The organism is Kitasatospora putterlickiae, assembly GCF_039527695.1.
In the GTDB taxonomy this organism is placed as follows: Bacteria; Actinomycetota; Actinomycetes; order Streptomycetales; family Streptomycetaceae; genus Kitasatospora; species Kitasatospora putterlickiae.
In genome coordinates, this window is the sequence record NZ_BAAAKJ010000074.1 from 1 (window position 1) to 3,466 (window position 3,466).

Sequence of the window (3,466 nt, forward strand, 5' to 3'; positions counted from 1 at the left end):
CGGGCTGCGGGGCGGCGGCGTCCTGCCCGTCCGCCGGGTCCGCCGTGTCCGCCGCCTCGACGGGAGGCCCGTCCGGGCCGGCGGGCTCCGGCGCGCCGCCCCCACCGCCGTCGGGGCCGCCGTCCTGCGGACCGTCGCCGTCGGGACCGTCCGGGCCGCCCTCCGGATCCGGGTCGTCCTCCGGCGCCCCCGAGGTCTCCGGCTCCTGCTCGGCGTGGTCCTGCTCGCTGTGCTCCTGTTCGGCGTGCTCCTCCAGCAGCCGGTCCAGCTGCTCCTCGTCCAGCCCGGGAGCGTCGAACGGGTTGCGCCGGCGGCGGTGCGGCAGCGCGAGCTGGGCGGCCTTGCGGACGTCCTCCGCCAGCACCTCGGCGCGCCCCGCCCAGGCGGCCAGCGCGACGGCGGTACGCGCCATCACGATGTCCGCGCGCAGCCCGTCCACCTCGAACGCCGCGCAGACGGCGGTGATCTGGCGCAGCGCCGTGTCGGTCAGCTCCACCCGCCCCAGCAGCTCCCGCGCGGCGGTGATCCGCGCCGCCAGCGCCCGCTCGTCCTCGGCGAAGCGGGCGGCGAAAGCGGCCGGGTCGGCGTCGTAGGCGAGCCGTCGGCGCACCACCTCGGCACGCTCCACCGGCTCCCGGGTCGCGGCGATCTCCACCGTCAGGCCGAACCGGTCGAGCAGCTGCGGCCGCAGCTCGCCCTCCTCCGGGTTCATCGTGCCGACCAGCAGGAAGCGCGCCGCGTGCCGCACCGACACGCCCTCGCGCTCGACGTAGGAGCGGCCCATCGCGGCGGCGTCCAGCAGCAGGTCCACCACGTGGTCCTGGAGCAGGTTCACCTCGTCGATGTAGAGCACGCCGCGGTGCGCCTGGGCGAGCAGGCCCGGCTCGTACGCCTTGACGCCCTCGGCGAGCGCCCGCTCCAGGTCCAGCGAGCCGACGATCCGGTCCTCGGAGACGCCGACCGGCAGCTCGACCAGCCGGGCCGGGCGCTCGCCGGACGCGGGGCCCGCGGTGTGCGCGCCGTCCGGGCACTGCGGGTCCGGCGCCGCCGGGTCACAGGCGAAACGGCAGCCGTCGACGGTGGCGATGGACGGCAGCAGCCCGGCCAGCGCGCGCACCATGGTCGACTTGGCGGTGCCCTTCTCGCCGCGCACCAGCACCCCGCCGACCGCCGGGGAGACCGCGTTCAGCAGCAGGCCGAGCCGCAGGTCGGCCATGCCGACGATCGCGGTGAACGGATAACGGACGTCACTCATGCATGCTCCCAGGGGCCCCGGGCGCCAGGAACGGCAGCGATCCGGCCGCCGGTACCCCGCCCTCGATCAGCTTCCACAACGCGTCGGTGTCCGCGTGCTCCTCGATCAGCTCGCCCAGCCGGTCCAGCCGGGCCTCCCGCGCGGCCGCGAACGAGGTGTCCGGCGCGGGGACGAACGCCCGGCCGGCCGCCGCCGCGACCTCGCGCAGCAGCGCGCGCCGGAAGCCGTCGTTCTCCAGCGCGCCGTGCCAGGTCGTCCCCCACACCTGGCCCACCCGGCACCCGTCCAGGAACGGCTCCCCACCCTCCACGGTGACCACGCCGTGGTGGATCTCGTAGCCCTCGACCCGCTCCCCGAACGCCTCGCCGACGGGCCGGGCGAGCACCTTCTCCGCGCCGAACCGCACCCGGGCCGGCAGCAGCCCGAGGCCGTCCACCGCGCCCGCCTTCGACTCGACCTCGTCCACGATCGAGCGCGCCAGCATCTGGTAGCCGCCGCAGACCCCGAGCAGTGGCCGACCGGCCGCCGCCCGCGCCTTCAGCACCGGCTCCAGGCCGCGCTCGCGCAGCCAGCCGAGGTCCGCCACGGTGGCCCGGGTGCCGGGCAGCACGACGAGGTCGGCGTCGGCCAGCTCCTCCGGCCGGGTGGCCCAGCGGACCAGGACGCCGGGTTCCTGGGCGAGCGCGTCCAGGTCGGTGAAGTTGGACAGCCGGGGGAAGCGCAGCACGGCCACCCGCAGCACGTCCGGGCCGACCGGGCCGCGCGCGGCGGTCCGGTCGACGACGGTCGACAGGTCGAGCGAGTCCTCGGCGTCCAGCCACAGGTCCGCCAGCATCGGCAGGGTGCCGAGCACCGGACGGCCGGTCAGCTCGCGCAGCATCTCCAGGCCGGGGGCGAGCAGCCGGGCGTCGCCGCGGAACTTGTTGACGAACCAGCCCGCCACGTGCCGCTGGTCCTCCGCCGACAGCAGCGCCAGCGTCCCGTACATCGCCGCGAACACGCCGCCCCGGTCGATGTCGCCGACCACGACGACCGGCAGTCCGGCGGCGGTGGCCAGGCCCATGTTGGCGATGTCGCGGTCGCGCAGGTTGATCTCGGCGGGCGAGCCCGCGCCCTCGCAGACCACCACGTCGAAGCGGCCGCGCAGGTCCGCCAGGCATTCCAGGGCGCGCTCCAGCAGCACCGGCTTGCGCTCGCGGTAGTCCAGCGCGCCGACCTCGGCGACCGGCCGGCCCAGCAGCACCACCTGGCTGCGGCCGTCGGCACCGGGCTTGAGCAGCACCGGGTTCATCGCCGCCTCCGGCTCCACCCGGGCCGCCTGCGCCTGCATCGCCTGCGCGCGGCCGATCTCGGCGCCGTCGGCGGTGACGAACGAGTTCAGCGACATGTTCTGCGCCTTGAACGGCGCGACCGCGACACCCTGCCGGGCCAGCCAGCGGCAGATGCCCGCGGTGACCACGCTCTTGCCGGCGTCCGAGGTCGTCCCGGCGACCAGCAGTGCCTTGCTCATGCCCCACCCCTTCCCCTGGCCGGGGAGTTCCCGCCCAGCGCGGCCCGGAGCACCAGGTGCCCGGCGACCGTCGTACCCAGGGCCAGCGCGCTCACCCGCCGGGAGAGCACACACGCCCGTTCGATGTCGTCCACCCCGACGGCGCGCAGCTCCCCGCCCAGCACGGGGCGGTGCTCCACGCGCTCGCCGTACCGGAGCGTGCCGCCGAGGCGCACGCCCACCGCGCCCGCGAAGGCGGACTCGGCCTGACCGGCGTTCGGACTGGGGTGCGCCGAGCCGTCGCGCCGCCAGACCCGCCAGGCGGTGCGCGGTTCGGGGGCGGCGGCCACCGCCAGCAGCGCGGTCAGCCGCGCGCCGGGCCAGCCGGCCACGTCGTCCAGCCGCGCCGAGGCCCAGCCGAACCGGGCGTAGCGGGGCGAGCGGTGACCGACCATCGCGTCCAGGGTGTTCACCGCGCGGAACGCCAGCAGGCCCGGGCTGCCCGCGAGACCGCCCCACACCAGGGCGTTGACCACGGCGTCGGCGGTGTTCTCGGCCACCGACTCGACGACCGCGCGGGCCAGCTGCCGTTCGTCCAGCGCGCTCGGGTCGCGTCCGCACAGGTGCGGCAACCGCTCCCGGGCCGCCGTCAGATCGCCCGCCGCCAGGGACCGGCCGATGGTGCGGGCCTCCCGGGTCAGCGAGGTGCCGCCGAGCACCGT

Annotated in this window: 3 protein-coding genes; all 3 read right to left on the reverse strand. The window is 76.7% G+C overall.

Annotation, left to right across the window (positions count from 1 at the left end; translation table 11 throughout):
* A partial coding sequence (locus tag ABD308_RS08565; RefSeq protein WP_344330137.1) for a magnesium chelatase ATPase subunit I occupies positions 1 to 1,255 on the reverse strand: 1,255 nt, incomplete at its 3' end.
* Positions 1,248 to 2,765, reverse strand: a complete 1,518-nt coding sequence (locus ABD308_RS08570) for a cobyric acid synthase (protein ID WP_344330139.1) — start codon at positions 2,763 to 2,765, stop codon at positions 1,248 to 1,250. The genes ABD308_RS08570 and ABD308_RS08565, both read right to left, overlap by 8 nt.
* The coding region (locus ABD308_RS08575; protein ID WP_344330141.1) for a CobD/CbiB family cobalamin biosynthesis protein at positions 2,762 to 3,466 on the reverse strand (705 nt) is incomplete at its 5' end. The genes ABD308_RS08570 and ABD308_RS08575, both read right to left, overlap by 4 nt.